The organism is Rhodoplanes sp. Z2-YC6860 (assembly GCF_001579845.1).
GTDB lineage: Bacteria > Pseudomonadota > Alphaproteobacteria > Rhizobiales > Xanthobacteraceae > Z2-YC6860.
Genome location: NZ_CP007440.1, coordinates 1,597,434 through 1,623,589 on the forward strand (window position 1 = coordinate 1,597,434; position 26,156 = coordinate 1,623,589).

The 26,156-nt window shown below is 65.1% G+C and carries 23 protein-coding genes; 13 read left to right on the forward strand and 10 right to left on the reverse strand.

Going from position 1 to position 26,156, the window contains the following annotated elements:
• Window positions 1–482: 482 nt before the first annotated feature.
• Window positions 483–1,478 (reverse strand): Bug family tripartite tricarboxylate transporter substrate binding protein, encoded by a 996-nt coding sequence (locus RHPLAN_RS07410; protein ID WP_068015434.1) that lies wholly within the window; start codon window positions 1,476–1,478, stop codon window positions 483–485.
• A gap of 93 nt (window positions 1,479–1,571) precedes the next feature.
• Between RHPLAN_RS07410 and RHPLAN_RS07415 the strand changes: the two genes are divergently transcribed.
• On the forward strand, window positions 1,572–2,546 hold the full coding sequence (locus tag RHPLAN_RS07415) for a Bug family tripartite tricarboxylate transporter substrate binding protein (protein ID WP_198164754.1): 975 nt from the start codon (window positions 1,572–1,574) through the stop codon (window positions 2,544–2,546).
• Between the two features lie 372 nt (window positions 2,547–2,918).
• On the opposite strand, the gene RHPLAN_RS07420 is transcribed toward RHPLAN_RS07415, so the two are convergent.
• Complete coding sequence (locus tag RHPLAN_RS07420; protein ID WP_084244481.1) at window positions 2,919–5,129, reverse strand: xanthine dehydrogenase family protein molybdopterin-binding subunit; 2,211 nt, start codon at window positions 5,127–5,129, stop codon at window positions 2,919–2,921.
• A gap of 3 nt (window positions 5,130–5,132) precedes the next feature.
• The gene (locus tag RHPLAN_RS07425; RefSeq protein WP_068015451.1) at window positions 5,133–5,585 is read right to left on the reverse strand and encodes a (2Fe-2S)-binding protein; all 453 of its coding nucleotides are present in this window, start codon (window positions 5,583–5,585) and stop codon (window positions 5,133–5,135) included.
• A 62-nt stretch (window positions 5,586–5,647) separates the two neighbouring features.
• On the opposite strand from RHPLAN_RS07425, the gene RHPLAN_RS07430 reads away from it, so the two are divergent.
• Window positions 5,648–7,714 (forward strand): M3 family metallopeptidase, encoded by a 2,067-nt coding sequence (locus RHPLAN_RS07430; RefSeq protein WP_068015454.1) that lies wholly within the window; start codon window positions 5,648–5,650, stop codon window positions 7,712–7,714.
• Window positions 7,715–7,722: 8 nt separating this feature from the next.
• Here the strand turns inward: RHPLAN_RS07430 and RHPLAN_RS07435 are convergent, their stop codons facing one another.
• Window positions 7,723–7,995: a DUF3551 domain-containing protein gene (locus RHPLAN_RS07435; RefSeq protein WP_068015458.1), complete on the reverse strand. Its 273-nt coding sequence runs from the start codon at window positions 7,993–7,995 to the stop codon at window positions 7,723–7,725.
• A gap of 123 nt (window positions 7,996–8,118) precedes the next feature.
• Here RHPLAN_RS07435 and RHPLAN_RS07440 point away from each other — a divergent pair, with 123 nt between their 5' ends.
• Window positions 8,119–9,717: a gamma-glutamyltransferase family protein gene (locus RHPLAN_RS07440; RefSeq protein WP_068015462.1), complete on the forward strand. Its 1,599-nt coding sequence runs from the start codon at window positions 8,119–8,121 to the stop codon at window positions 9,715–9,717.
• Here the strand turns inward: RHPLAN_RS07440 and RHPLAN_RS07445 are convergent.
• Window positions 9,714–10,118 (reverse strand): (R)-mandelonitrile lyase, encoded by a 405-nt coding sequence (locus tag RHPLAN_RS07445; RefSeq protein WP_068015464.1) that lies wholly within the window; start codon window positions 10,116–10,118, stop codon window positions 9,714–9,716. The genes RHPLAN_RS07440 and RHPLAN_RS07445 overlap by 4 nt on opposite strands.
• Before the next feature lie 229 nt (window positions 10,119–10,347).
• On the opposite strand from RHPLAN_RS07445, the gene RHPLAN_RS07450 reads away from it, so the two are divergent.
• Window positions 10,348–10,560 carry a hypothetical protein gene (locus RHPLAN_RS07450; protein WP_068015467.1) on the forward strand — a complete coding sequence of 71 codons (213 nt, stop codon included), beginning with the start codon at window positions 10,348–10,350 and terminating at the stop codon, window positions 10,558–10,560.
• 64 nt (window positions 10,561–10,624) lie between these two features.
• Here RHPLAN_RS07450 and RHPLAN_RS07455 read toward each other — a convergent pair whose 3' ends face one another.
• On the reverse strand, window positions 10,625–11,404 hold the full coding sequence (locus RHPLAN_RS07455; RefSeq protein ID WP_198164755.1) for an amidohydrolase family protein: 780 nt from the start codon (window positions 11,402–11,404) through the stop codon (window positions 10,625–10,627).
• Window positions 11,405–11,533: 129 nt separating this feature from the next.
• Between RHPLAN_RS07455 and RHPLAN_RS07460 the strand changes: the two genes are divergently transcribed.
• The 3 genes from RHPLAN_RS07460 to RHPLAN_RS07470 are packed head-to-tail and all read left to right on the forward strand — an operon-like array spanning window position 11,534 to window position 14,616.
• A complete protein-coding gene (locus tag RHPLAN_RS07460; protein ID WP_157100121.1) occupies window positions 11,534–12,184 on the forward strand; it encodes a DUF1007 family protein in 651 nt (216 codons plus the stop codon).
• A complete protein-coding gene (locus RHPLAN_RS07465) occupies window positions 12,175–13,383 on the forward strand; it encodes a nickel/cobalt transporter (RefSeq protein ID WP_068015473.1) in 1,209 nt (402 codons plus the stop codon). The genes RHPLAN_RS07460 and RHPLAN_RS07465 overlap by 10 nt, the downstream gene beginning before the upstream one ends.
• Window positions 13,384–13,392: 9 nt before the next feature.
• On the forward strand, window positions 13,393–14,616 hold the full coding sequence (locus RHPLAN_RS07470; RefSeq protein WP_068015482.1) for an FAD-dependent oxidoreductase: 1,224 nt from the start codon (window positions 13,393–13,395) through the stop codon (window positions 14,614–14,616).
• Between the two features lie 126 nt (window positions 14,617–14,742).
• Here RHPLAN_RS07470 and RHPLAN_RS07475 read toward each other — a convergent pair whose 3' ends face one another.
• Genes RHPLAN_RS07475 through nthA form a run of 3 tightly spaced genes read right to left on the reverse strand, consistent with a single transcriptional unit; the run spans window position 14,743 to window position 16,390 of the window.
• Window positions 14,743–15,129 carry a nitrile hydratase accessory protein gene (locus tag RHPLAN_RS07475; RefSeq protein WP_068015485.1) on the reverse strand — a complete coding sequence of 129 codons (387 nt, stop codon included), beginning with the start codon at window positions 15,127–15,129 and terminating at the stop codon, window positions 14,743–14,745.
• A 5-nt stretch (window positions 15,130–15,134) separates the two neighbouring features.
• A complete protein-coding gene (gene nthB, locus RHPLAN_RS07480; RefSeq protein WP_068015487.1) occupies window positions 15,135–15,791 on the reverse strand; it encodes a nitrile hydratase subunit beta in 657 nt (218 codons plus the stop codon).
• Window positions 15,791–16,390: a nitrile hydratase subunit alpha gene (gene nthA / locus RHPLAN_RS07485; RefSeq protein WP_068030764.1), complete on the reverse strand. Its 600-nt coding sequence runs from the start codon at window positions 16,388–16,390 to the stop codon at window positions 15,791–15,793. Before nthA ends, nthB begins: the two co-directional genes overlap by 1 nt.
• Window positions 16,391–16,492: 102 nt before the next feature.
• On the opposite strand from nthA, the gene RHPLAN_RS07490 reads away from it, so the two are divergent.
• The 4 genes from RHPLAN_RS07490 to RHPLAN_RS07505 are packed head-to-tail and all read left to right on the forward strand — an operon-like array spanning window position 16,493 to window position 20,419.
• Window positions 16,493–17,032: a TRAP transporter small permease subunit gene (locus RHPLAN_RS07490; RefSeq protein WP_068015493.1), complete on the forward strand. Its 540-nt coding sequence runs from the start codon at window positions 16,493–16,495 to the stop codon at window positions 17,030–17,032.
• A complete protein-coding gene (locus RHPLAN_RS07495) occupies window positions 17,019–18,413 on the forward strand; it encodes a TRAP transporter large permease (protein ID WP_068015494.1) in 1,395 nt (464 codons plus the stop codon). Before RHPLAN_RS07490 ends, RHPLAN_RS07495 begins: the two co-directional genes overlap by 14 nt.
• 9 nt (window positions 18,414–18,422) lie before the next feature.
• Window positions 18,423–19,196 carry an SDR family NAD(P)-dependent oxidoreductase gene (locus RHPLAN_RS07500; RefSeq protein WP_068015496.1) on the forward strand — a complete coding sequence of 258 codons (774 nt, stop codon included), beginning with the start codon at window positions 18,423–18,425 and terminating at the stop codon, window positions 19,194–19,196.
• Between the two features lie 11 nt (window positions 19,197–19,207).
• A complete protein-coding gene (locus tag RHPLAN_RS07505) occupies window positions 19,208–20,419 on the forward strand; it encodes an acyl-CoA dehydrogenase family protein (protein ID WP_068015499.1) in 1,212 nt (403 codons plus the stop codon).
• 118 nt (window positions 20,420–20,537) lie between these two features.
• On the opposite strand, the gene RHPLAN_RS07510 is transcribed toward RHPLAN_RS07505, so the two are convergent.
• On the reverse strand, window positions 20,538–21,302 hold the full coding sequence (locus tag RHPLAN_RS07510) for a class II aldolase/adducin family protein (RefSeq protein ID WP_084244483.1): 765 nt from the start codon (window positions 21,300–21,302) through the stop codon (window positions 20,538–20,540).
• Between the two features lie 132 nt (window positions 21,303–21,434).
• Here RHPLAN_RS07510 and RHPLAN_RS07515 point away from each other — a divergent pair, with 132 nt between their 5' ends.
• Both RHPLAN_RS07515 and RHPLAN_RS07520 read left to right on the forward strand, forming a co-directional pair.
• Window positions 21,435–22,412, forward strand: a complete 978-nt coding sequence (locus tag RHPLAN_RS07515) for a Bug family tripartite tricarboxylate transporter substrate binding protein (protein WP_068015501.1) — start codon at window positions 21,435–21,437, stop codon at window positions 22,410–22,412.
• A gap of 203 nt (window positions 22,413–22,615) precedes the next feature.
• On the forward strand, window positions 22,616–26,116 hold the full coding sequence (locus tag RHPLAN_RS07520; RefSeq protein ID WP_084244485.1) for an indolepyruvate ferredoxin oxidoreductase family protein: 3,501 nt from the start codon (window positions 22,616–22,618) through the stop codon (window positions 26,114–26,116).
• The last annotated feature ends 40 nt before the right edge of the window (window positions 26,117–26,156 follow it).

The window sequence follows — 26,156 nt, forward strand, 5'->3', positions numbered from 1 at the left end:
CGCGGTCGGGTGAAAGCGGGCGCAAATGCCCCCTGGAGCATGGTGGGTGAAAACCCAGCCGGTCCGATCGAATCTCGAACGGTGGCCTCGCAATAAATCGCCACAGTGGAGCGCCGGAAGGCGTGCGGGCTTCGCAAAAGCCCGCGGCACCTCGCAAGGTGCCGACTGATAAGTAGCGCCAACCGGCGCTCCGCTTCCCTCAGGGGGAGCACATGAAACCCGGGCATGGCCCGGACAAACCGACAGGGAAATCTGGCGATCCGCGCATTCGTCGCGCGGAGCCGATGAAGCATGTCCGCATGACAACTGAATCTGCAATGTGGCCGACGTTCTCTCCCCACGGTCATTCCGGGGCGCGCCGAAAGGCGCGAACCCGGAATCCAGACGTGGATTCAGCATGTGCGTCTGGGTTCCGGGTTCGCTCGCTCCGCGAGCGCCGCGGAATGACTGCGAAGATTGAGGCGACAATAACGGGAGCCGTTCTAATCCAGCTGCAAGCCGCCGGCCTTTACGGGGCCGGCCCATTTCTCGACCTCGGCGTTGATGAACCGGCGCAGATATTCGGGGCTTCTCCGGTCGGGCCCGGCCGCGATCAATCCGATGGCATCGAACCGTTCTCGCAGCGCTGGATTGTCGAGCGCCTTGTTCACCGCCGCGTTCAGCTTCGCCACCATCGCCGGCGTCGCGCTCTTCGGCAGAAGGATCGCGTTCCAGGCCGAGACGTCGAAGTCCTTGAGGCCCTGTTCATCGGCGGTGGGGAGATCGGGCAACAGCGACGTGCGCTCGCGCGCCAGCGTCGCCAGCGCCTTGACCTGACCGCTCTTCACGGCCGCCGCGCCGATCGAGATGTAATTGCAGATGTAGTCGATGCGGCCCGCGATCACGTCCTGGAACGCCGGTCCGCCGCCGCGATAGGGCACGTGCGTGACGTCGACGCCGATGATCTGATTCAGCATCACGCAGGAGACATGCGACGAGGTGCCACTGCCGCCGGATGCGAACGACATCTTGCCCTGGTTGGCGCGGGTGTAGGCGATGAACTCCTTGAGGTCGTTCGGCGGCAGGTCTTTCTTCGTCATCAGCATCAGCGGCGCGTCAGCGACGAATGCCACCGGCTGGAAGTCGTTGGCCGGGTGATACGGCGGCTTGGAGTGCATCGAGTAGCCGATCGCGTGGGTGCCGATCGAAGCCAGCACAAACATGTGGCTGTCGACCGCGGCCTGTGCCACGCGGAGCGAGCCGACAAGACCGCCGCCGCCCGGCATGTTCTCGACGATGACCTGCTGGCCGAGCGTCTCGCTCAATCCGTGTTGGAGAATGCGCGCGAGCGTGTCCATCGGACCGCCGGCCGCGAACGGCACCACCATGGTGACCGGCCGCGTCGGCCAGTCCTGGGCTTGGGCTTTTGCGGAGGCGCACGTCAGCACAGCCAGCGCTGCGACAAGATGCAGGACGCGATTCAGTTTCAAGATCGGCATTTCGACTCCCGGCGGCTTGCCGGGCGCCGCCCGGCGTGCGGATACTAGCCGCCTCGGGAGAAACGAAAAGGTTTGGGCCAAATGAAAGCCATGATGAAAACACGGCATAGAGTCGCGGCTGGCGCGTTGCTGATCGCTGCTGCTCTGGGCTTGGCGCGATCGGCGTCAGCCGACTCCTATCCGGCGCGCTCGGTCACGATCCTCACGCCGTTTGCAGCAGGCTCCGTCACCGACGCCGCGGCGCGCGTGCTCGCGCAGGCGCTGACGGAGCAACTCGGCCAGCCGTTCATTGTCGAGAACCGGCCGGGCGCCGGCGGGCTTCTCTCGGCGGCTGCGGTCGCGCGCGCGCCGAACGATGGCTACACGCTCCTCCTCACCACCAACTCGACGCATTCGGCGGCGAACGGGCTGTTCAAGAACGTGCCTTACGATCCGATCAAGGACTTCACGCCGGTGGCGCGGATCGGCAGCTTTGCGTCCTTCGTCGCGGTGACGCCGGACAAGCCTTACCAGTCGATGCAGGCGATCGTGGCCTACGCCAAGGCCAATCCGGGCAAGCTCAGCTACGGCGTCGGCAACTCGACCTCGCAGATCGTCGGCGAGGCTCTGAAGAAGCGCACCGGGACCGACATCGTTCGCGTGCCGTATCGCAGCAACCCCGCGGTGATGACCGACCTGATCGCAAACCAGATCCAGATCATGATCGCCGACTTCAACACTGGCATCCCGCAGCTCAAGGCCGGCAAGGTCAATGCGCTCGCGGTGCTGACCCGCGACCGCCATCCGCTGTTGCCGGATGTGCCGACGCTGAGCGAGACGGTGATGCCCGGCTATCACATCCTGGCCTGGGCCGGCGTGTTCGGCCCGGCCAACCTGCCGCCCGAGGCCGTGAAGGTGCTGGCCGGCGCGATCGAGAAGGCGCTGAACACCCCGACCGTCCGGCAGCGCTTCGCCTCTTCGGGGACTGACATCTACTGGAGCGGTCCGAAGGAGTTCGATGCCTTCGTCAAAAGCGAGCTCGTGAGCTGGACCGCCATGATCAAGGAAGCCGGGATTGAACCCGAATGAGTGCGAAATAAATGCGAGTTCCCGGAACGGTTCGCATGCCGGGAAGTTGAGGCTCTTGAACAGCCTGTCCGGCCACCTATCTAAGCTCGGACAGTTCCGCGGCTCCGGCCGCGGCCCCGCTCCCGACAGCCGCCTTACCACGGATGTACTGGAAGGAGACACCGGGAGGGGGAAGCTGATCAAGGAACGTGCCCGCTGGCTCCCCCGCCGCGGGCCGTTTGCTTTTTGGGGATCGACGATGCGGCTGAACGGATCAGCTTGCAGCGGCGGTGGCGCACTCCCTTCCCTTGAAAAGGGGAGGGTCGGGGTGGGGATCGGCGTTGCGCGCACAATCGACCCCCCCACCCGACGCGCCATCAGCGCGATCCGGACCTACGCTTTCAGCGCTTCCAGCACACGCTCCGGCGTGAACGGCAGGTGGCGAAGCCGCTTGCCGGTCAACCGGAAGAATGCGTTGGAGATCGCGCCCGCGATGAACGGGTTGCCGATCTCGCCCAGGCCCGTCGGCCGCGTGTCGACGTCGACGAACTGCACGTGCATCTCGTCCGGCAGGTCGGACATCCGCATGACGTTGTAGTCGTGGAAGTTCGACTGCTCCACGACGCCGTCCTTCATGCTGATGCGCTCATGCAGCACGCCCGAGAGGCCGTAGATGATCGCGCTTTCGACATTGGCCTTGGCCGGGCCCGGTTGCACGATCAGGCCGCCGTCGACCGCGACCCACACCTTGTGGACCTTGATCTTGCCGCTCGTGCGATCGATCGAGATTTCGACCACGCCGGCGCCGAGCGAGCCCGAGCGCTCGGTGATCGAAACGCCGAGCGCGTGGCCCGCCGGACGCGGCGCCTTCCAGTCGCACATCTGCGCGACCGTCTCGAAGCACTTCCGTGCCTTGGGGATGATCGCCATCTTCTGGAACCGAAACTCGATCGGATCCATGCCGGCGTCCGCCGCCATCTGATCGACCGTGCTCTCGATCGCGAAGGTGTTGAACACATGGCCGACCGAGCGCCAGTGCTTCAACCGGATGCCATGCGACACGCCGCGCATTTCGATCTGCTGGTTGGGCACGCCGTAATACGGAATCTTGATTCCCGTGATCAGCAGGAACTGGCCTTCGCCGACCACGCAATGCTTCCAGCCGGTGACCGTGCCGGAGGCATCGGTCGCGGCTTCGAGGCACTGGAACGACTGCGGCCGGAACATGCCCTGCGCCATGTCCTCCTCGCGCGTCCAGACCAGCTTGACCGGACGCTTGATGTCCTTGGCGATCAGCGCGCACTCGCCCGCATAGTCGCCGATCGAGCGCCGGCCGAAGCCGCCGCCCATGTAGCACTGGTGGAAGTCCACCTGCTCCTCTTTGAAGCCGAGCGCCTTGGCGACGGCCTTGCGCGACTCGTCGGGCGCTTGGCTGCCTTCCCACACCTCGGCCTTGTCGCCATTGATCCGCACGACCGCGTTCAGCGGCTCCATCTGCGCGTGATAGCCGTAGTCGCTGCGGAACGCGGTCTTGTAAGTCTTGGCTGCGCCGGCGAATGCCGCCGCCACGTCGCCTTTCTTTTCCAGCGAGGCGACCTGCGCGTTCGGATCGGCCTGAATCTTCACGTAGCTTTCGAGCGCCTTGTCGGAGTCGAAGCCGTCGGCCTTGGCCTTCGACCATTTCACCTTGAGCGCGTCGCGCCCGGCCTTGGCCTGCTCGTAATGCTCCGCAACCACCGCAAGCCCGTTTGGCAGCTTGACGATGTTGATGATGCCCGGCATCGCCTTGACCTCGGCGTCGTTCCAGCTCTCCGGCGGCGCGGCCGGCGCCGTCGGGTCGATGCTGTCCCACACCTTGGGGCCGGCGTCGTGCACCGGCGAGTGCAGCGTGCTGGCATAGACCATGCCCGGCAGCTTCACGTCGATGGCATATTGCGCCGTGCCGTTGACCTTCGACGGCGTGTCGCGGCGCGGCACCCCTTTGCCGATCAGCCGGAAATCCTTGCGCGCCTTGAACTCCTTCGGATCGACCTCGGGAAGCGGCGAGGGGATCGTGCCGAAGGCCGCGATCTCGCCGTAGGAGAGCCGCGCGCCATTCGCCGGATTGATCACCACGCTCGGCTCGGTCTTGAGCGTCGAAGCATCGACGCCCCACTTCTGCGCCGCGTTGGCGATCAGCACCTTGCGCACCTGCGCGCCCGCTTTGCGCAGATCGTTGAAATAGAGCTGCGTCGCGCGCGAGCCGACGATCCACATCAGCTGCGAGGGGCCGAACGGGTCCTTGTAGCCGTAGACCGCGGGATCGGCGGGGCACCACTCGATCTTGACCTTGGACCAGTCGCAATCGAGCTCTTCGGCGAGGATCACCGGCAGTCCGGTCATCGAGCCTTGGCCCATTTCGGCGCCGGCGGTGAGGATCGTCACCGTGCCATCGGGCGCGATGCGCACCCATGGCGTGACTTGCGCATTGGCGAGCGTCGTGGCCTGCGCCTCGGAGACGAGGCTGATGCCGTTCGAGGACAGCGCGAGGCAGAACGTCATGCCGCCCAGGCCGGCCAAGAGGCCGCGACGGGACAGTTCGGGAGTCTTGAGCATCATGGTCATGGCTCAGCCCTCCCTCGACGCCTGTTCGACCGCCGCAATGATGCGGTGATAGGTGCCGCAGCGACAGATGTTGCCGTCCATGTGCTCGACGATCTGCGAGCGCGAGGGCTTGGGATTTTTCGCCAGCAGCTCGGCGGCCTTCATGATCTGGCCGGACTGGCAGTAGCCGCATTGCGGCACTTCGAGTGCCACCCAGGCTTTCTGAATCGGGTGCGAGGAGTTCGGCGACAGGCCCTCGATGGTCGTGACCTTCTTGTCGGTCACCTCGGAGAGCTGCGTCTGGCAGGCGCGCACCGCCTTGCCGTCGAGATGCACCGTGCAGGCGCCGCAGAGACCGGCGCCGCAGCCGTATTTCGTGCCGGTCAGCCCGAGATGATCGCGGACCACCCAAAGAAGCGGTGTGCCAGGCGCAGCATCGACCGACACCCGCTTGTCGTTCAGCGTGAACGAGACCATGTTTCCTCCTCGATGTTCGCTTAGTTGACGCGTTGAAATTGCGAACTTGGAACCATTCTACCATGACCCAGAATACCCAGCCATCGACCTCCGCCAGCGAAAACCCCTTTTTCGAGACCTGGACCACGCCGTTCGGCGTGCCGCCGTTCAGCCGCATCAAGCCCGAGCATTTCGTGCCGGCCTATGAGCGGGCCTTCGCCGAGCATGAGGCCGAAATCGAAAAGATCGCGGGCCAGAAGGAGCCGGCAACCTTCGACAATACGATCGTGGCGCTGGAGAATGCGGGGCGCGCCTTGCAGCGTGTGGACGACGTGTTCGGCCAACTGGTCGGTGCCGACTCGACCGACGAATTGCTCGCCATCGAGCGGGACATCTCGCCGAAGAGTGCCGCGCACTGGGCCCGGATCCGCATGAACGAGAAGCTGTTCGCGCGGCTCGATGCGCTCTTCAAGAAACGCGACGGCCTCGGCCTCACCCCTGAGCAGCAGCGCGTGCTGGAGCGACACCACACCCGCTCGCGCCGCGAGGGCGCCGCGCTCGATCCGGACAAGCGTAAGCGCCTCGCCGGGATCGTCGAACGGCTCGCGGCGCTCGGCACGGCCTTCAGCCAGAACGTGCTGGCCGACGAGCAGTCCTACACGATGGTGCTGGAGGGCGAGGCCGATCTCGCAGGGCTGCCGGACTTCGTGCGCAATGCCGCCAAGGCCGCAGCGCAAGAGCGCAACATGCCCGGCAAGCATGTCATCACGCTGCAGCGTTCCAGCGTCGAGCCGTTCCTGCAATTCTCGGCGCGGCGTGATCTCCGCGAAAAGGCGTTCCGCGCCTGGATCGCGCGTGGCGACACCGGCGGCAAGACCGACAACAAGGCCGTCATCGCCGAGACCATTGCGCTGCGCATCGAGCGGGCCAAGCTCCTCGGCTATCCGACCTTCGCGCACTATCGCCTCGACGACGCCATGGCGAAGACGCCCGACGCGGTGCGCAATCTGCTGCAGACGGTGTGGAAGCCCGCGAAGGTCAGCGCACTCAAGGACCGCGATGAGATGCAGGAGATCATTCGCGAGGAGGGCGGCAACTTCAAGCTCGCCGCCTGGGACTGGCGCTACTACTCGGAGAAGCTGCGCAAGCGCCGCTGCGATTTCGAGGAGTCGGAGGTGAAACCGTTCTTCACGCTCGACCGCGTCATCGAAGCGGCCTTCTTTGGCGCGCAAAGGCTGTTCGGGATCACATTCACGCCGACAGAGGTGCCGGTCTGGCACCCCGACGTTCGGGCCTGGGAGGTGCGCGGGTCCGACGGCCAGCACGTCGGCATCTTTTACGGCGACTACTTCGCGCGGCCGAGCAAGCAGGGCGGCGCCTGGATGAGCACGTTCCGCGAGCAGGAGAAGCTTTCCGGCAACGTGCGGCCGATCGTGGTCAATGTGGCGAACTTCAACAAGGGAGAGCCGACGCTGCTGTCATTCGAGGACGCGCGGACGCTGTTCCACGAGATGGGCCACGGCCTGCATGGCCTGCTCTCGAACGTCACCTATCCGACGATATCATGCACCAGTGTGCTCACCGACTTTGTCGAATTGCCCTCGCAGCTCTACGAGCATTGGTTCGAGCAGCCCGAGGTCTTGAAGAAATTCGCGCGCCATCACCGCACCGGCGAGCCGATCCCGGATGCGCTGGTCGAGAAGCTGATGGCGGCGAAGAACTTCGATCGCGGCTGCCAGACGCTGGAATACATTTCGTCGGCGCTGGTCGATCTCGATCTGCACCTTTTGCAGTCCGCCGACGGCCTCGACGTCAACGCCTTCGAGAAGAAGGAGCTCGATCAGCTCGGCATGCCGGAAGAGGTCGTGATGCGGCATCGGCCGCCGCACCACGGGCATGTGTTCTCCGGCGGCTACTACGCCTCGGCCTATTACAGCTATATGTGGTCGGAGGTGCTCGACGCCGATGCGTTCGCGGCTTTCGAGGAGACCGGCGACATCTTCAATCCCGAGGTGGCGAGGAAGCTCCGCGAACATGTGCTCTCGGCCGGAGGCTCGCGCGATCCGGCCGAGCTTTATATCGCGTTCCGCGGCCGGCTGCCGACCGCGGACGCGCTGCTCAAGAAGCGGGGATTTCTGGATGCAGCCTGAGCAAGCCGTCAGCCTTCGCGATGGCGGCGTGCTTTCCGATGGCGCGGCGCATAAGCCGCCGCATTCCCTTGATAGTAGCCGTTCTGGCGGCAGAAGCCGCGATTGCCGGCGACCACATCCATCCGGCAGCTTTCAAAGTCGCGGTAGTCGCACTTTTCCACCGCGCCGCCGGGCGCAATGCTGTATACGCCGCACCAGGGACCATCGTAAGCCTGCGCAGGGTGGCTGCTCAGCAATGCAGTCGTCGCCAGGGCAATGATGACCAGAACAGATTTATTCATGTCGGCCTCCGTCTTATTCGCCAATCCCGCGCCTGATAGTAACACCGCGGACGTTGATTTAGTCGGCGCAGGCGATCACTTGGCCGATCACTTGGCCGGCATCACCACGCAAAGAGCCTGAGCATGGCCGCGATCGATCTGCACAGCGCCGGGAATCGCCGCGGCGCGGTTGCGGCGCCGCATTCGGCTACCGTCGAGGCCGGCCGCGCCATCCTGGCCGAAGGCGGCAACGCGCTCGAAGCCATGATCGCGATGGCGGCGAGCATCGCTGCGGTCTATCCGCACATGAACCACATCGGTGGCGACGGCTTCTGGCTCGTTCGCGAGCCGAAGGGCCGCATCCGCGCCTTCATGGGCGCAGGACCGGCCGGATCGCAGGCGCGCCCTGATCTCTACCGCGAGCACGAGACCATTCCGCCGCGCGGCCCGCTGGCCGCACTGACGGTGCCGGGCGCGATCGGCGCTTGGGTGCTGGCGCAGGAGGCTGCCAAAGCGTTCGGCGGCAAGCTGCCGCTCGACGTGCTGCTGGGCGCGGCGATCACCCAGGCGCGCGACGGCTACGTCGTGACCAAGAGCCAGGCGCGGCTCACCGCCGAGAAGCTTGCCGAGTTGAAAGACGTGCCGGGCTTTGCCGCGGCGTTTCTGGTCGACGGCAAGCCGCCGGAGGCGGGCGTGAGGTTGAAACAGTCGGCGCTGGCGTCGACGCTCGATCATCTGGCTCAGGCAGGGCTCGTCGATTTCTACCGCGGCGATGTTGGGCGCGAGATCGCCGCCGACCTCGAACGCATCGGCAGCCCGGTGACGCGCGACGACCTGATGCGCTATCGCGCAGTGCTGGCCGAGCCGCTGTCGGTGCGGCTTCGCGTCGGCACGGTGTTCAACACGCCGCCGCCGACGCAGGGGCTCGCGTCGCTGATCATTCTCGGCCTGTACGAACGCTTTCGTGTGGCCGAGGCCGAGACCTTCGAGTTCGTCCACGGACTCGTGGAATCGACCAAGCGGGCTTTCCGGATTCGTGACCGGGTCGTCACCGATCCAGCGCGCCTGCCGCAGCCGGTCGAAGGCTTTCTCGATCCGCGCTATCTCGATCTCGAGATCCAGAAGATCGATCGCCGCAAGGCCGCGAAGTGGCCGGCGCCGTTCGGCGAGGGCGACACCATCTGGATGGGCGCCGCGGATTCGTCGGGCCTCGCGGTGTCCTACATCCAGTCGATCTATTGGGAGTTCGGTTCGGGCTGCGTGCTGCCGCGAACCGGCGTGCTGATGCAGAACCGCGGCTCGAGCTTTTCGCTCGATCGCTCGGCGCTGAATGCGCTAGCGGCCGGGCGGCTGCCGTTCCACACGCTCAACCCGGCGCTCGCGGTGCTCGATGACGGCCGCGTCATGGCCTACGGCACCATGGGCGGCGACGGCCAGCCGCAGACTCAAGGCGCAATCTTCGCCCGCCATGTCATGCACAGGATGCCGCTCGACAAGGCGATCGACGCGCCGCGCTGGCTGCTCGGCCGCACCTGGGGCTCCACCGTCACCAATCTGCGGATGGAATCGCGCTTCGACGGCAATCTGATCGATCGCCTGCTGTCGGCAGGTCACGACGTCGACGTGCTGCCGGAGGCTTATTCCGACACGATGGGCCATGCCGGCGCGGTGGTGCTGCACAAGGACGGCATGCTCGAAGGCGCGCACGATCCGCGCGCCGATGGCGGAGCGGCGGGTGCCTAGCCGGCTTTGCCGGCGTACTGCTCGTCGGTGACCTTCTCCATCCAGGTCACGTGGTTGCCGTTCAGCGCCTCCTGCATCGCGATGTGCGTCATCGCAATGTTGGGTGCTGCGCCATGCCAGTGCTTCTCGTTCGGCGCGAAGAACACGGTGCCGCCGGCGTGGACCTCCTTGATCGGTCCGCCCCAGGCCTGCACCAGCGCAACGCCCTGGGTGATGTGAATGGTCTGGCCGAGCGGATGGGTGTGCCAGGCGGTGCGGGCGCCGGGCTCGAAGCGCACCCAGACGGCGCGCAGGCTCGCCGGCTCGGGCGCCTCGATGATCGGGTCCTGCCAGACCGTACCGGTGAAATAGTCAGCCCCGGCCTTGCGGGAGGCGGTCGAGCCCAGCGTCTTGATGTCCATCGAGGTTCCTCCGTCGATTCTGGCAGGAACCATAAGGTGTTACGGCAAAAGGGGCCAGGAGCGGCGGTTTGCCGGGTTCCGGGCATTTTGGGGCAGGCAAATCCGGGAAACCGCCATTTTGTGATGGGGGTCACATCGCGCTAGCCGGGAACTCCGTATTTATTGATCGTCCGATGGGAGGACGTTGGTCCTTGAAACAAAACCACGGATTGCTTGTTGGAGGCTCGTCATGAACAACACAACCATTCATACGGCGGATCGTCTGACCCACATCAAGATCGTGGTGGTCGCGCTGGTCGCCGGTATTGCCGTCGTGGGCGTCGGTATCGCTGCTCACAAGTCTCAGCCGGACATGAGCGCGCAGCTTGAGGCGCGCGCCCCGGTGCTCAAGGCCGGTCAGCCGGTTATCTGGTCGGGCAACGAGGCCCGCACCATCCGGTAACAGTTTCTGCTTTTCACCATCGACTTCAGCGCGCCTTCGGGCGCGCTTTTTCTTTGTGGGCTGGCTAAGGCGAAAAGCCGTAAAGCGCGGCCGGGTTGTCGACCAGGACGCGACGGCGGATCGCGTCGTCCGGCGCCCAGTCCAACAGCAGATCGAGCAACGTCGCGTCGTCCGGCTTGTCGGCTTCGGTCGGATGCGGCCAGTCGCTGCCCCAGACCACGCGCTCGGGCGCGGCAGTCACATAGGTTCGCGCGACCGGCAGCGCGCCCGCATAGGCGGGCGCGTCACCGAAGAAGTACCCGCCGGAGAGCTTTATCCAGGTGCGGCCGCGGTCGAGCATCCTGCGGATGACCATGAGCGCCGGATCGTTCACACCGCCGGCGAGCCTGCCGAGATGATCGAACACCACGGTGCCGGGCAGGCGCTGCAGCAGATCGGCGGCGTCGGCGATCTGATCGGAACGCAGATGAATCTGCACGTGCCAGCCGAGCGGCTCAACCCGTTTCGCCAGCGGCTCGATCATGTCGCGTGTGGTCGCGGCGGTTTGAGGGTCGAACTGGGGGAAGCGGATGCCGCGGATACCGCCGGCATCGAGGCGCTTGAGTTCGATCTCCGTGACATCGGGATGAACAACGGCGACGCCGCGTGTGTCGCTCCGCCCGAGCCGCTCGATGGCATCGAGCGTCACGCCGTTGTCGATGCCGTAGGCTGCGGGCTGCACCACCACGGTGCGGTTGGTGCCGAGCCGCTGCTGCAACAGCCGATAGTCCGCGGCAGTGGAATCCGGCTGCATTCGCGCGGCCGGCCGCGACGGTGCAAATCGCACGCCGTCATAAACGTGCATGTGACAGTCGCAGGCGTTCGCGGGCGCGTTCAATTTCGGCCTGGCCGTTCCGGAGGAATTCGGTACCTGCAAAGAGTTCATCGAATCGGCCTCCATTCCGCCCGACTCCGTGCTATGGTTCCGGACATCATGAAACGAACATTAGCGACGATTCTTGCCGCAGGCTTGGGCCTTGCCCTGGCCGCAACCGCCGCAGCCGCGCATCCCCACGTCTGGGTCGTCGCCAAATCGTCGGTGGTTTATGGCACGGACGGCAGCGTCGTCGGCGTGCGGCATTCCTGGGCCTTCGATGACATGTATTCGGCCTTCGCGACGCAGGGCCTGGATCAGAAGACCAAAGGCGAGTTCACCCGAGAGGAATTGGAGTCTTTGGCGAAGGAAAACGTCGAGGCGTTGAAGGACTTCGACTTCTTCACCTTCGCCAAGCTCGACGGCAAGAAGGCGGTCTTCACCGATCCGAAGGATTACTACCTCGAGTACAATTCCAAGGACACGGTGCTCACCCTGAACTTCATGTTGCCGTTGAAGTCGCCGGTGAAGGCCAACGCGTTGAGTTTCGAAGTGTTCGATCCGAGCTACTTCGTCGATTTCCAGTTCGCCGAAAAAGATCCCTTGGCGCTGGATGGCGCGCCGGCCGGCTGCGAGGTCAATCTCGGCAAGCCGCAGGAGTTGACCAAGGAGATGGTGAAGCGGCTCGCAGAAATTCCGCCGGATGGACAGATTCCGGAAAACAGCTTCGGGGCGGCATTTGCCAACAAGATCCTCGTGAAATGCCCATGACCAAGGTCCTCCAAGACCGTCGCATCCAAGGTCGCCTCGTCGTTGCCCTCACACTCGTCGCTGCTGCCGCTTCAATGTGGCTCCTAGCCGGCCATTTCGATGTGGCCGCAGCGCAGGCCGCCAATCCGTTCGGCGGACCGAAGCCGCCCGCCGCCACGCCGTCGCCGTCCGACGGTTTGATCGGCTGGATGTTCGCCAAGCAGGCTGAATTCTATCGCGATCTGTCGCGCATCATCCGCGCCGCCAAGAGCGATGGCAGCGCGGTGTGGACGCTGCTCGGCGTGTCGTTCGTCTACGGCATCTTCCACGCCGCCGGCCCCGGCCACGGCAAGGCGGTGATCTCGTCGTATCTCGTCGCCAACGAGGAGACCTGGCGGCGCGGCATCGTGCTGTCGTTTGCGTCGGCGCTGCTGCAGGCCATCGTCGCAGTCGCGATCGTCGGCGTCGCTGCGGTTCTGCTGAATGCCACCGCCGGCCAGATGTGCAGCGCCGAGCGGGTGATCGAGCTCGTCAGCTATGCGCTGATTGCGCTGGTTGGCGCGCGGCTGATCTGGGTGAAAGGCCGTGGATTTTTGAGCGCGGCGCGCAGTTTGGGCCGGCCGCTGCATGCGGTGGGTGCCGCAGTGACGCCGCCGCACGATCACAAGCATCACGACCACGATCATCATGGGCACGATCATCACCATGACCATGCTCACCATGATCATGCGCACGATCATGGTCATGACCACGACCATCACCACCACGATCATGGCCATCATCATGGTCACGGCCATGATCATCATCACCACGGCGAGGATGAGCACGCGTCGGCCTGGGGCCATGCCCACGGGCCGGAGCCTGAAGAGCTTGCCGGCCCGGGCGGCTGGCAGCGCGGGCTGTCGGCCATCGTCGCGGTCGGCTTGAGGCCGTGCTCCGGCGCGATCATCGTGCTGGTGTTCGCTTTGGCGCAGGGCCTGTTCTGGGCCGGCGTCGCGGCGACCTTCATGATGGGAATCGGCACCGCGATCACGGTGGCTTGCATCGCCACGCTCGCGGTCGCGTTCCGATCGGCCGCCAAACAGATCGCCACCACGCGCTCCGGCTACGGCATGCTGACGATGCGCGGCATCGAGGTCGGCGCGGCGGTTCTGGTGCTGGCGTTCGGTGTGCTGCTGCTGCTCGGCTATCTCGCTGTCGAACGCGGCGCCTGCTTCTGAGAGCATCCCATGGCCGAGCCGATCACCACCCGCTGCTGTGTCGCCGGTGGTGGACCGGCCGGCATGATGCTGGGGTTCCTGCTCGCGCGCGCCGGCATCGACGTCGTGGTGCTGGAGAAGCACAAGGACTTCCTGCGCGACTTCCGCGGCGACACGGTCCATCCATCGACTCTGGAGCTGATGGTTGAGCTCGGCCTGCTCGATGAATTCCTGAAATTGCCGCACGCCAAGGTGCCGCGCCTGTCTTTCCAGATCGGCGCCGAGCGCATCCCGATGGTGGACTTGAGCCATCTGCCGACGCACTGCAAATTCGTCGCGCTGATGCCGCAATGGGACTTCCTCAACTTCCTCGCCGATCGCGGCAAGCGCTATCCGAATTTTCATCTGCACATGCAGGCCGAGGCCACGGATCTGATCGAGGAGGGCGGCCGCATCGTCGGATTGCGCGCCAGGACGCCGGATGGCGATCTCGAAATCCGCGCCACGCTCGTGGTGGGCTGTGACGGCCGCCACTCCACCATGCGCGAGCGCGCCGGTTTCCAAGTCGAGGACATCGGCGCGCCGATCGACGTGCTCTGGTTCCGGCTGTCGCGGCGCCCGACCGACACCGAGGAGACCTCCGGCCACATGGAGGCCGGCCAGATGATGGTGATGCTGAACCGCGGCGATTATTGGCAATGCGCCTATGTCATTCCCAAGGGTGGCATCGACACGGTGAAGCGTGAAGGCCTGGAAGCGTTTCGCGAGCGGGTTGCGACGTTGGAGCCGTTCCTGCGCGACCGGCTCGGCGAGCTGAAAAACTTCGACGATATCAAGCTGCTCACGGTCGCCATCGACCGGCTTCGCGAGTGGCATCGCGACGGCCTGCTCTGCATTGGCGACGCCGCGCATGCCATGTCGCCGGTCGGCGGCGTCGGCGTGAATTTGGCGGTGCAGGACGCGGTCGCAGCCGCCAATATTCTTTGCGAACCGCTGCGCTCCAATGCCGTCTCGCGCCAGCATCTCGCCGCGGTGCAGGAGCGCCGCGTGTTTCCGATGCGGGTCATCCAGTGGATGCAGGTGATCGTTCAGAACAAGCTGCTGTCGCCGGCGCTCTCAAGCAAGGAGCGGCCGAAGCCGCCGTTCGTTCTTCAGCTTGTCCGATGGATTCCGCTTTTGCGCCGGATTCCCGCGCGTCTCATCGGGCTCGGCGTGCGACCTGAGCATATTCATACGCCGGAGCGACCGGCGTAATCGCAGCCGTCATTCCGGGGCGCGCCAAAGGCGCGAACCCGGAATCCAGATGCACACGCTGAATTTGCGTCTGGATTCCGGGTTCGCGGGCTTCGCCCGCGCCCCGGAATGACCGTGGGGAGGGTGCTACCGAAAATCTTCCGGCTTCAGCTCGATCGGCGTGCCGTGCGGCGTGCGATCCGCTGCATGATCCCAGGCGTCGTGATAGCGGCGCAGCGTCGAGGCATCCGTGACGCCCTTTTCGGCGACCATGCGCTCCAGCGCGTTGAGCCAGTGCTGATAGTAAGTCTCGCCGGTGTCGGGATCGCCCGCGGCCTGCGCCTTCTTGATCTCGTCGCCCAGGATCGTGGCCCATTCGGGCCAGGCGAACAGCCCGCGGTCGTAGAGCGCGAGCGCCATCGCAAAGGCCTGCGCCTCCCAAGGTTCGCGGAACACCGGACCCTCGGCATCGCAGGGAATGCTCGGCACGGCGTCCGTCGCGCGCCGCGCCTTGGCCGGATCGATCTCCGCCATGGCGATTACGCGGGCTCCAGATACGGCTCGAACGCGTCGATCGAGACCTTCAGCGTCGGATCGGTGTCCGGGCCCCAGATGTCACGGCCGTCGAACACCACCGTGTAAAGCCACTGCGGATCGTCGCCTTTGTCGGTCGCAACCGAGTCCGGATACATATGGCAGCCGTGGCAGAGCTCGACCACGCCCACCTTGTCGCGTGCGTAGCGCGGCAGCCGCGTGTGCGTCGCCGGATGGGTGTTCCTGGTGCGCACCTTGTCGCCGGGTTTGAATTTCTGCGGACCCTGCTGCTGCCGATAGAACGAGGCGCGCGACAGTCCCGCGCCGACCACGTCGGTGGTCAATTTCCGCGGCAACTGCTTGCCCGGTGTCTGCGCATGGCCGGCCGCAAGCTCTTCGCGCGTCGCAAAGCCACGCTCGGTGACGTTGCTCTCCATCGCCAGCGCCCAGCGCTTGTAATAGGATGCCGACAGATACGTGACCGGCGGCAGCTTCTCCTGCGCGAAGCGCGAATGGTCGATGTGCCAGGCGCCGGCGTAACCCATCGCGCGCTGCATCGCGAGCACGCGGCCTTCCCACTTGGCGTGAAACGGCGGTTCGTTCTTCTCGACCTCGACCTTGCCGAAGCCGTCGGTGCCGCCCATGTCGTGAACGCTGTCCATCACTTCGCTCCGCTCTTGGGCTGGTTCTTGGCCTGCTCGGGCGTCAGCGCGAGCGCTGTGCCGATCATCGAGTCGCGGGTGACGAGGTCGGCGAGCTTGTCCTCGCTCCACCCTTCAGTGCCGGCGGGCCGCATCGGCAGCACGATGAAGCGCGTTTCGGCGGTGGAGTCCCACACCCGGATCTCGGTGTCCTTCGGCAGCGTCACGCCGAAGTCGGAGAGCACGCCGCGCGGGTCCTTGACGGCGCGAGAGCGGTACGGCGCCGACTTGTACCAGACCGGCGGCAGGCCCAGGACCTCCCACGGATAGCAGGAGCACAGCGTGCAGACGATCATGTTGTGCCGGTTCGGGGTGTTCTCGACCGCGACCAGATGGTCGCCGACCCGGCTCATGTGGCCCATCGAAGCGACGGCCTTGGTGGCGTCGGCCAGCAGCGCCTTCTTGAATTCCGGGTTGGCCCAGGCCTTGGCGATCACCACCGAGCCGTTGCGCGGGCCGATCCGGGTCTCGTAGGCCTCGACGATGGCATCGAGCGCGGCCGGATCGATGTAGCCCTTCTCGGTCAGCACGGTCTCCAGCGCGCGCACGCGCAGCTGCATCTCCGAAAGCTCGGAGCCGTGATCGTGGTCATGGTCGTGATGGTGGTCGTGATCTTGTGCCACGGGAAACCTCCAACGTCTGAATTGCGCTAGAGTATACCAATGTCATCGTCGGCCCGCATCCCATCGGCATCGCAGGCATTCGCTGAACGCATTGACCGCCTGAACGCGGCGATCGGCCGCGGCGCAGCCTGGCTGTGTCTGTTCGTGGTTGTCGTGCAGTTCGCCGTGGTGGTGCTGCGCTATGCGTTCGGGTTTGGCTCGGTGCGGCTGTCGGAATCGATCGTCTATGCCCATGCCGGACTTTTCATGCTGGCCTCGGCCTGGACGCTGGCTGCGGGTGGCCACGTGCGGGTCGACGTGTTCTATGCCGAAGCCTCGCCGCGGGTGAGGGCGCTGGTCGATTTGTGCGGCTCTTTGCTTCTGCTGCTGCCGTTCATGGCCGTGCTGGCGTGGTTCGCGATGCCCTACGTGTCGCGCTCCTGGGCCATCCTGGAGTCCTCGCGCGAGACCAGCGGTCTGCCAGCGGTGTTCCTGCTCAAGACATTGATCCCGGCGTTCGCGCTTTTGATGGCGCTGCAAGGCGTGTCGCAGGCGATCAAGGCGATGGCTGTGCTGCGGGGCGCTGATGCCGCTCGCTGAAACGCTCGCCGTCCTGATGGTGGTCGCCGTCTGCATATTCCTGTTCGCAGGCTATCCGGTGGCGCTGACGCTGGGCGGCGTTTCGCTCGCTTTCGCCGCGATCGGCCATTTCACCGGCGTCATGAGCTTCAGCTTCCTCGGCGCGCTGCCGCAGCGCGTCTATGGCGTGATGACCAACGAGGTGCTGCTGGCGATCCCGCTGTTCATCTTCATGGGCGTGATGCTGGAGCGCTCGCGCATCGCCGAGGATTTGCTGGAGACCATGGGCCGGCTGTTCGGCTCGTTGCGCGGCGGCCTCGGCATCTCGGTTGCGATCGTCGGGACGCTCCTGGCCGCGGCCAAGGGCGTGGTCGGTGCAACGACCGTCACCATGGGCCTGATCGTGCTGCCGACCATGCTGCGCCACGGCTACGACAAGAAACTCGCCGCAGGCACCGTGGCGGCGACCGCGACGCTGGCACAGATTTTCCCGCCCGCCACCGTGCTGGTGCTGCTCGGCGATCAGCTCTCGACCGCCTATCAGGCTGCGCAACTCGCCCAGGGCAACTTCGCGCCGTCGGCGGTGACGGTGAGCGACCTGTTCGCCGGTGCGCTGGTGCCTGGCTTTGCGCTGGTCGCGATGTATCTGCTTTATCTGATCTTCATGGCGGTGGTGTTTCCGCACACCTCGCCGGCGATCCCGCCCGACCCGAAAGCGCCGAAGGGTTTGGTTCTGGCTGGACGGCTGATTGGTGTCCTGGTCGCGCCCATTCTTCTGATCTTGGCCGTGCTCGGCTCGATCCTCGGCGGCGTCGCGACCCCAACCGAAGCGGCCTCGGTCGGAGCCGTGGGCGCGATCCTGCTCGCGGCCCTCAAGCGTACGCTCGGCCGTGCGCTCCCCGAAGTTGTGCAGCGCACCGCGCAGGTCACCTGCATGATCTTCGTCATTCTCATCGGCGCGACGATGTTCAGCCTGGTGTTTCGCGGGCTCGGCGGCGACGACATGATCAGCCGTGCGCTCGGCAACCTGCCGGGCGGCGCGGCCGGCGCCATTCTCATCGTGATGCTCGCGATGTTCCTTCTGGGCTTCGTGATGGATGCCTTCGAGATCATCTTCGTCGTGGTGCCGATCGTCGCCGTGCCGCTGATGACGCTGCACAAGATCGATCCGATCTGGCTCGGCATCATGATGGCGATGAACCTGCAGACCTCCTACATGCACCCGCCGCTCGGGCCGACGCTGTTCTTCCTTCGCGGCGTGGCGCCGCCGGAGATCACCACGCGGCACATCTATCTCGGTATCATCCCGTTCGTCGCGATCCAGCTTTTCGCGCTTGTGGTCTTATGGTTCGTGCCGGGGCTTGCGACCGCACTGCCCCATGCGCTTTATGGAGGCAAATAGGAGAGGCAGATGAAGGCCGCTGACATCTTCGACCTCAAAGGCCGGGTGGCGCTGGTGACCGGCGCGTCGGGAGGCCTGGGCCTGCGCTTCGCCGAGGTGCTGGCCGCGAACGGCGCGTCGGTGGCGCTCGTTGCACGCCGTCCGGAAAAACTCGCCGAGGCCAGGGCGAAGATCGAAAAGGCGGGCGGCAAGGCGGTCGGCATCGAGGCTGACGTGCTCGATCGCGCTCAGATGAACCGCGCCTTCGATCAGGCCGAAAAGGCCTTCGGCACGGTGACCATCCTGGTCAACAACGCCGGCGTCGCTCATTCCACCCGCGCCATCGATCTCTCCGAAGAGGAATGGCGCCGCATCACCAGCATCAATATCGACGCGGTGTTCTTCTGGGCCCAGGAGGCCGCGCGGAGGATGCTCAAGGCCAACGCCAAAGGCTCGATCATCAACATCGCCTCGGTTCTGGGGCTGAGCGTCTCGAAAGGCACGGTCGCCTACGCGGCCGCGAAAGCCGCCGTGATCCAGATGACCAAGACTCTCGGCCTCGAACTCGGCTTCAAGGGCGTGCGCGTCAACGCCATCGCGCCGGGCTGGTTCATCACCGACATCAATCGCGATTATCTCACCGGGGCGGGAGCGAGCATGACGCGCGACATTCCGGTCGGCCGCTTCGGCCAGGATGGCGATCTCGACGGCCCGCTGTTGCTGCTCGCCTCCGACGCCGGCGCCTTCATGGCGGGAACGACCGTCGTGGTTGACGGCGGCCAGGTCGTTGCCATTCGCGCATAGGGGACTGGTTCATGGACTTCACGCTGTCGCCCGAGATCGAAAATCTTCGCGTGCGCGTTCGCGCCTTCGTCGAGGAGCATGTGCTGCCGTTGGAGGCGGACCGCGCCAACTTCGCGGAGCACGAGAACATTCCGGACGAACGGCTTGCGCCGGTGCGCGAGAAGGCGAAGAAGGCCGGCCTCTGGGCGCCGCAATCGCCGAAGGAATACGGCGGCATGGATCTGCCGATGGTGGGCTGGGCGGTGATGTATGAGGAGGCGGCGCGCTCGCTGTTCGGGCCGCTCGCCTTCAACTGCATGGCGCCGGACGACGGCAACATGAACGTGCTGAAGAAGCTTGGCACGCCGGCCCAGAAGGAAAAGTGGCTGAAGCCGATCGTCGAGGGCAAGGTCCGCTCGGCGGTGGCGATGACCGAGCCGGCGCCAGGCGGCGGCTCGGACCCGAGCATGATCAAGACCTACGCCGAGAAGCACGGCGACAAATGGAAAATCTACGGGCGGAAGTGGTTCATCACCGGCGCCGCGGCGGCGTCGCACTTCATCCTTGCGGCGCGTACCTCCGACGACAAGCGCAAGGGCATCACCACGTTCCTCTATCACAAGGACCAGCCCGGCTGGCGCATCGTGCGCCGCATCGACATCATGGGTCCTGAAGAGCACGGCGGCCATTGCGAGCTGGAGTTCGACGGGCTCGAAGTGCACGAGGACGACATTCTCGGCGGCCTCGGCAACGGTCTGAAGGTCGTGCAGGTGCGGCTCGGACCTGCCCGGCTCACGCATTGCATGCGCTGGCTCGGCTGGTCGAAGCGCTGCATGGAGATCGCGCAGGAGTATGTGAACCGCCGCGAAGGCTTCGGCATCCGGCTCGCCGACCGTGAAAGCGTGCAGATGAAGCTCGGCGAGGTCGGCCACAACATCCAGATCGGCCGGCTGCTGACGATGTACGCGGCATGGAAGCTCGACCAGGGCGATTTCGCCCGCAAGGAAGTGTCGATGGCCAAGGTGCATGTCGCGAACACCTTGCACCAGGCCGCCGATGTCGCGATCCAGCTCCAGGGCGCGCGCGGCTATTCCAAGGACACCATCGTGGAGTGGGTCTACCGCGCGGCGCGTGCGGCACGGCTCGTGGACGGCGCCGACGAGGTGCACAAGATGGTGCTGGCGAAGTTCATGCGCGACGAGGGCCGCGATTTCTGGAGCTGGAGCGCGGGCAACCGCGTTTGATCTCCGCGGTCATTCCGGACGCCGCGAAAGCGGCAATCCGGAATCCAGTTCAGAAGGCAGTGTGTGCATCTGGATTCCGGGTTCCGGCCTTCGGCCGGCCCCGGAATGACGGCGCTGCTCAATTCCGATAGCCCGGATCGATGCCGTCGAGGATGCGCAGATAGGCCGGCCAGTCGGCTGCGCCGCGGCCGGAGTCATGGGTCTGATACTGCGCCGCGACCTTCTCGCAGATTGCCGGCGATATCTCGATCATCTCGCCGCCGGTCGCCTGCATCTGCAGCTGGATGGTCGCGGCCGACATCAGATACTTCATCAGGATGAAGCCTTCGCGCGCGGTCTTGCCGACCGTGAGTAGGCCGTGATTGTGCAGAACGAGACCGCGGTTCTGACCGAGCGCTTTCAGAATACGCTCACGCTCGCTGAAGTCCTCGGTGATGCCTTCATAGGGGTGATAGCCGATGCGCTGGTAGAACCGCATCGCCTGCTGCGACACCATCTTGAGCCCGCCCTTGAGGCCTGCCAGCGCCATGCCGGTTTCGGTGTGGACGTGCACCGCGCAATTGACGTCCGGCCGGCCCTTGAGCACGCCGCCATGCAGCGTGAAGCCCGGGCGGTTGACGCCCGACTTCTCGTCGAGGTCGTCGTTCATGTCGACCTTGCGGAGGTTCGAGGCCGTGACCTCGGTCCAGAGCAGCTCATGCTGCTTCATCAGGAACTTCGACGGCTCGCCCGGCACGCGCATCGAGCAGTGATTGTAGATCACGTCGTCCCAGCCGTAGTGCGCGCAGAGCCGGTAGACCGCGGCGAGATCGACTCGCGCCTGCCATTCCTCGGGCGACATTTTCGCTGTGGCGGCGGTGTCGATCTTGGCGTGCTGGTTCATGACGAAAGCTCCCTCAGATCACACAAACTAGCATGTGGCTTGCTTCGTGTGCAGACCGTCATGCGGGCTTTCCGCGTGGCCGAGAGGGGCGCCTCGTGTTAGGTCTGCTATGTGCGATTTGGTGGAAATTGAATGATCGTCGTGCGCTTTGCGGCCTTGCTGATCGTGGCTCAGTTGTTCGGTTCGCCCACTTTGGCGCAGGACGACGCCAATAATTATCCGAACCGCCCCATTCACATCGTGGTCGGCAATGCGGCGGGTGGCGGCATCGATACGATCATCCGCTTGATACAGCCCATGCTCGCGGAGCGGCTTGGTCAACCGATCATCGTCGACAACCGGCCCGGCGGCAGCAATATCGTCGCGGCGCAGGCCGTCGCGAAATCTGCGCCGGATGGCTACACGCTCCTCGCCGGCAGCGTCGGCATGCTCACGATCAATCCGGCGGTGTTCGCCAAGCTGCCCTACGATCCGATGCGCGATTTCGCGCCGATCTCGATCATCTGCTCTTATCCCGTGCTGCTGATGGTCAATGCCGATGCGCCGGTGAAATCCGTTGCCGATCTCATTGCCTACAGCAAGGCCAATCCGGACAAGGCCAATGCTGGCGGCACGGGCTCGGTCTATCAGGTTGCGACCAAACTGTTCGAGATGCGAGCCGGCACCAAATCTCAGTTCATCTCGTATCGCAGCCACAACGATTCCATGATCGGTCTGATGCGCGGCGATGTCTTGATGGCCATTGTCGATGCCGCGCCCGCGGCGGGACCATTGAAAGACGGCCGGGTGCGGGCCCTCGCGGTTCTGGCTTCCCAGCGTCTGCCGAAATATCCCGATGTGCCGACCATTCTAGAGGCCGGAATCAAGGATATGGAGTTCGAGTTGTGGGCAGGACTGCTGGCGCCCGCCGGCACCCCCGACGCCATCGTTCGCAAAGTCCAAAACGCCGTCGCCGAGATCGCCAAGTCGGACGACATGCGCCAGAAAATGAGCGACCTGGAGCTTATTCCGGTTGGCAGCACCGCGGCGGACTATCGCGGGCGGATCGCGCGCGAGATCGCCTTATGGGCTGACGTGGTCAAAACCGGCGGGATCGAGATTCAGCGCTAAGCCGTCCGTGCTGCGTTGCGCCAAAATGCGCCAGGCAGGCGCGGCTCGAAATTTCCTTGCACCCATTCCAATGCATAGGAAATGTCCAACCAATTCAGCGCCCTAGGATTGCCGGGACAACCGCGCGGCTCTATCTGTTGAGAAAGCCGTCACTCTGGCAGGGTTGACCTGCCAAGATGCCCGGCCGGCGGAGTTCCGCGCGCATGTCGCTCAATCACGTCACCCTCGACGACAAGTACGATCTCACCAAAAGCCGCATCTTCGTCACCGGCTATCAGGCGCTGGTGCGGCTGACGATGATGCAGCACGAGCGCGACAAGCGCGCCGGCCTGAACACCGCGGGCTACGTCACCGGCTATCGCGGCTCGCCGCTCGGCGGCCTCGACTATCAGTTCCAGCGCGCCATCAACCATCTTGCGCCGCGCAACGTGCTGTTCCAATCGGCGATCAACGAAGACCTGGCCGCGACCGCGATCTGGGGCTCGCAGCAGGCGGAGCTGCGAGGCGAAGGCAAATACGACGGCGTGTTCGGCATGTGGTACGGCAAGGGGCCGGGTGTCGACCGCTCCGGCGATGCCTTCCGCCACGCCAACTTCGCCGGCACCTCCAAGCACGGCGGCGTGCTGGCGCTGATGGGCGACGACCATACTGCGGAGTCGTCCACCACCGCGCACCAGTCCGAATTCAATTTCGTCGACGTGATGATCCCGGTGCTCAATCCGGCGGGTGTCCAGGAGATCATCGACTACGGCCTCTATGGCTGGGCGATGTCGCGCTTCACCGGCACCTGGGTCGGCTTGAAGTGCATGCACGAGACGGTGGAGTCGACCGCGGTGGTCGACGGCAGTCTTGAGCGGCTCGGCATTCTGCTGCCCGATCCCGACGAGTACACCATGCCGGAGGGCGGGCTGAACATCCGCCTCGGCGACACCGTGCTCGGCATGGAAGCACGGCTGCACGATCACAAGCGCGACGCGATGCTCGCCTTCGTGCGGGTCAATAAGCTCAACACTGTGATCACCTCGGGCGGCCGCAACCCGAAGATCGGCGTCATCACCACGGGCAAGAGCTATCTCGACGTGCGCCAGGCGCTCGACGAGCTCGGCATCGACGAGGTCAAGGCCAACGACTGGGGCCTGCGCATCCACAAGATCGCCTGCCCGTGGCCGATCAGCCGCCGTGAGCTGCAGGAGTTCGCGACCGGTCTCGATCTTATCATCGTGGTCGAGGAGAAGCGCTCGTTGATCGAAGTGCAGGTGCGCGAGGAGCTTTACGGCAGCCCGAACCAGCCCACCTGCATCGGCAAGAAGGATGAGGAGGGCAAGTGGCTGTTCCCGGTGAAGGCCGCGCTCGACTCCAACGACGTCGCGATCTGCATCGGCGACCGGCTGCTCAAGTATGTCACCGACGAGAATCTCAAGGGCCGCGTGGCGCGGTTGAAGGAAGCCCAGCAGCGGCTCGCTGCCACGCAGGATGTCGCAGTCCGCATTCCGTATTTCTGCTCGGGCTGCCCGCACAATTCCTCGACCGTGGTGCCGGAGGGCTCGCGTGCTTATGCCGGCATCGGCTGCCATTACATGGCGCAGTGGATGGACCGCTCGACGCAGGGCTTCACGCAGATGGGCGGCGAGGGCGCCAACTGGATCGGCGAGGCGCCGTTCTCCAAGCGCCCGCATGTCTTCCAGAACATAGGCGACGGCACCTACAACCACTCCGGCTACATGGCGATCCGCGCCTCGATCGCCTCGGGCGTCAACGTCACCTACAAGATCCTGTTCAACGACGCCGTCGCCATGACCGGCGGCCAGATGAACGACGGCAATCTGACGGTGCCGAAGATCGCCGCCCAGGTCGCGGCCGAAGGCGCCAAGCGCGTCGTCGTGGTCTCGGACGAGCCGAAGAAATATCCGCCCGGCACGCCATGGCCCGCGGGGGTGACATTCCATCATCGCGACGATTTGCAGACGGTGCAAAAGGATCTGTCGCTCATTCCCGGCTGCACGGTGCTGATCTACGACCAGACCTGCGCCGCGGAGAAGCGCCGCCGCCGGAAACGCGGCACATTCCCAGATCCCGACAAGCGCGTCATCATCAACGAACTGGTCTGCGAGGGCTGCGGCGATTGCGGCGTGAAGTCGAACTGCGTCTCGGTGCAGCCGCTGGAGACCGAATTCGGCCGTAAGCGCACCATCGACCAGTCGTCCTGCAACAAGGACTTCTCCTGCGTGAAGGGCTTCTGCCCGTCCTTCGTCACCGTGCACGGCGCCAAGCTGAAGAAGGGCCGCGGCGTCGCGCAGGATCATGAACTGAAGGTGCTGCCGGAGCCGGAGCTTCCCAGGATCGCGCAGACCTACAACATCATCGTCACCGGCGTGGGCGGCACCGGCATCGTCACCATCGGCGGCATCCTCGGCATGGCCGCGCATCTCGAGGGCAAGGCGGTCGGCGTCATCGACATGGCCGGCCTCGCCCAGAAGGGCGGCGCGGTCTACAGCCACATGCGCATTGCCGAGCGGCCGGAGGACATCCACGCGATCCGAATCGCCGCGGGCGGCGCCAATCTGGTGCTCGGCGGCGATATCGTCGTCGCCGGCAACAAGAAGGTCCTGGCCGCAGTGCAGTCCGGCAAGACCGCGATGGTCATCAACACCACGGAATTCCTGCCGGGCGATTTCACCCGCAATGCCGATTTCTCGCTGCCGACCGAGCGCCTGCGCCGCGCGATTGCCAGCGCGTCGGGGCAGGATGCGCAAGGACATGCGCTGTCGCGTTTCGTCGACGCCTCGCGGCTCGCCAGCGCGCTGTTCGGCTCTTCGCTCGGCGCCAACATCTTCATGGTCGGCGTCGCCTATCAGCTCGGCACACTGCCGTTGTCCGCGGACTCGATCGAGCAGGCGATCACGTTGAACGGCGAGGCCGTGCCGATGAATCTCGCCGCGTTTCATTGGGGCCGAAGGGCTGCGCTCGATCTCGAAGCGGTCGAGACCATCGCCCGGCCCGCGCCTGAAGCGCGCGACGAGAACCGGCAGCTCTCGCAGTCCTTCGAGGAGATGGTGTCGCGCCGGGTCAAGTTCCTCACCGCCTATCAGAGCCGGCGCTATGCGCGGCGCTATCGCAAGTGGGTCGAGAAGGCCAAGGACGTCGAGTCCGACCGGGTGCCGAGCAAAACCGGGCTCGCTGACGCGGTCGCGCGCTATCTGTTCAAGCTGATGGCCTACAAGGACGAGTACGAAGTGGCGCGGCTCTACACCGACGGCACCTTCCTCAAGCAGGTGGCGAACGAACTCGGCGGCGAGAAGCTGCGCTTTGAATTCCATCTCGCGCCGCCGATCCTGGCCAAGACCAACCCCGCGACCGGCGAGCCGGTGAAGCGGAGCTTCGGCCCGTGGATGATGAACGCATTCCGTGTGCTCGCCGCGTTTCGTTTCCTGCGCGGCACGCCGCTCGACATCTTCGGCCGCACCGAGGAGCGCCGCACCGAGCGCCAGCTGATCAAGGACTACGAGGCGATGCTGAAGGAGCTGCTCGACAAGCTCAGCGCCGACAACCACGCCGTCGCTGTGGGCCTTGCCTCGATCCCGGAAAAGATCCGCGGTTATGGTCCGGTCAAGATGCGGCACCTCAAGGCCGCCAAGGCCGACGAGGCCACGCTGCTCGAGCAGTTCCGATCGGGCGCGGCGCCCATGCTCAAGGCAGCGGAATAGCTCCGCGGCCACCGGTCTTGTGCGCGGGCTTCCGGCTCGG

Excerpts from the sequence above, each read along its gene's own strand:
- RHPLAN_RS07460 (WP_157100121.1), top strand. The coding sequence starts at position 11,534 with ATGAAACGAACATTAGCGACGATTCTTGCCGCAGGCTTGGGCCTTGCC.
- RHPLAN_RS07520 (WP_084244485.1), top strand. The coding sequence starts at position 22,616 with ATGTCGCTCAATCACGTCACCCTCGACGACAAGTACGATCTCACCAAA.
- RHPLAN_RS07470 (WP_068015482.1), top strand. The coding sequence starts at position 13,393 with ATGGCCGAGCCGATCACCACCCGCTGCTGTGTCGCCGGTGGTGGACCG.
- RHPLAN_RS07490 (WP_068015493.1), top strand. The coding sequence starts at position 16,493 with ATGTCATCGTCGGCCCGCATCCCATCGGCATCGCAGGCATTCGCTGAA.
- nthB (WP_068015487.1), bottom strand. The coding sequence starts at position 15,791 with ATGGACAGCGTTCACGACATGGGCGGCACCGACGGCTTCGGCAAGGTC.
- RHPLAN_RS07510 (WP_084244483.1), bottom strand. The coding sequence starts at position 21,302 with ATGAACCAGCACGCCAAGATCGACACCGCCGCCACAGCGAAAATGTCG.
- RHPLAN_RS07495 (WP_068015494.1), top strand. The coding sequence starts at position 17,019 with ATGCCGCTCGCTGAAACGCTCGCCGTCCTGATGGTGGTCGCCGTCTGC.
- nthA (WP_068030764.1), bottom strand. The coding sequence starts at position 16,390 with ATGCAGCTGCGCGTGCGCGCGCTGGAGACCGTGCTGACCGAGAAGGGC.
- RHPLAN_RS07445 (WP_068015464.1), bottom strand. The coding sequence starts at position 10,118 with ATGGACATCAAGACGCTGGGCTCGACCGCCTCCCGCAAGGCCGGGGCT.
- RHPLAN_RS07410 (WP_068015434.1), bottom strand. The coding sequence starts at position 1,478 with ATGCCGATCTTGAAACTGAATCGCGTCCTGCATCTTGTCGCAGCGCTG.
- RHPLAN_RS07420 (WP_084244481.1), bottom strand. The coding sequence starts at position 5,129 with ATGACCATGATGCTCAAGACTCCCGAACTGTCCCGTCGCGGCCTCTTG.
- RHPLAN_RS07430 (WP_068015454.1), top strand. The coding sequence starts at position 5,648 with ATGACCCAGAATACCCAGCCATCGACCTCCGCCAGCGAAAACCCCTTT.
- RHPLAN_RS07515 (WP_068015501.1), top strand. The coding sequence starts at position 21,435 with ATGATCGTCGTGCGCTTTGCGGCCTTGCTGATCGTGGCTCAGTTGTTC.
- RHPLAN_RS07475 (WP_068015485.1), bottom strand. The coding sequence starts at position 15,129 with ATGGCGGAGATCGATCCGGCCAAGGCGCGGCGCGCGACGGACGCCGTG.
- RHPLAN_RS07450 (WP_068015467.1), top strand. The coding sequence starts at position 10,348 with ATGAACAACACAACCATTCATACGGCGGATCGTCTGACCCACATCAAG.
- RHPLAN_RS07415 (WP_198164754.1), top strand. The coding sequence starts at position 1,572 with ATGAAAACACGGCATAGAGTCGCGGCTGGCGCGTTGCTGATCGCTGCT.
- RHPLAN_RS07500 (WP_068015496.1), top strand. The coding sequence starts at position 18,423 with ATGAAGGCCGCTGACATCTTCGACCTCAAAGGCCGGGTGGCGCTGGTG.
- RHPLAN_RS07435 (WP_068015458.1), bottom strand. The coding sequence starts at position 7,995 with ATGAATAAATCTGTTCTGGTCATCATTGCCCTGGCGACGACTGCATTG.
- RHPLAN_RS07455 (WP_198164755.1), bottom strand. The coding sequence starts at position 11,404 with ATGCACGTTTATGACGGCGTGCGATTTGCACCGTCGCGGCCGGCCGCG.
- RHPLAN_RS07465 (WP_068015473.1), top strand. The coding sequence starts at position 12,175 with ATGCCCATGACCAAGGTCCTCCAAGACCGTCGCATCCAAGGTCGCCTC.
- RHPLAN_RS07440 (WP_068015462.1), top strand. The coding sequence starts at position 8,119 with ATGGCCGCGATCGATCTGCACAGCGCCGGGAATCGCCGCGGCGCGGTT.
- RHPLAN_RS07425 (WP_068015451.1), bottom strand. The coding sequence starts at position 5,585 with ATGGTCTCGTTCACGCTGAACGACAAGCGGGTGTCGGTCGATGCTGCG.
- RHPLAN_RS07505 (WP_068015499.1), top strand. The coding sequence starts at position 19,208 with ATGGACTTCACGCTGTCGCCCGAGATCGAAAATCTTCGCGTGCGCGTT.